Here is a 659-nt window from a genome sequence, read left to right on the forward strand (position 1 = left end):
TTATGGCGAAATTACTAATGGCTGCGCTCCTGAAGGGATGCGATGGAAATCCATAACTCATCCAGAACGCATGTTCGATAAAAGTAACTTTTAAGTAGGGGTAGAAAATGGACTTGATTGATATCTTGAACAAAAAAGTACCTCATGCGAATCAAGCAACGAACGGTATTCGTAGTGTGGTTTTTTATCAGACAGATGAGTGCAAGAACTTAATACGAGAAGCGTGTAACTTCGAAGGCTCTAGTTTGCCGGAGTTTCAACAGTTGTCTGACGATAATGTGACGGCTTACGGTCAGCAAGAAGGTATAGAGATTATTGTTATAGAGCTGAATGAAAGTAAAGACCTTGTCGTTGATGCTGAGCGAATTTGCCACCTACTCCCCAATAGCGCATCTGTGATTATTGTAGGTGAAGAGGATTCAATTTCGACAATTAGGCGTTTAAGAAGCCTTGTCCTTTATTATTTATTTTGGCCTGTAACTAAAGAAGAGTTTATTGATTTTTCACTTGGTGTTTATCGCAATAGACAAGCCAATAGTGGTGTAGGGCTGGTAAGAAAAGCAAAACAAGTTAGCTTCTTAGGTTGTAAAGACGGGGTCGGCAATACGTTTATTTGCGCTGAAATTAGTCGTTATCTTTCGAAGGAAAAACACAGTTCA

General features: G+C 39.6%; 1 pseudogene. It reads left to right on the top strand.

Annotation, left to right across the window (positions count from 1 at the left end):
• Positions 1–107 precede the first annotated feature (107 nt).
• Positions 108–659: pseudogene (locus KIV40_RS33965) on the top strand (type II secretion system protein Z); the annotation flags it as partial.

The sequence above is a fragment of the Vibrio sp. D173a genome, assembly GCF_030248475.1.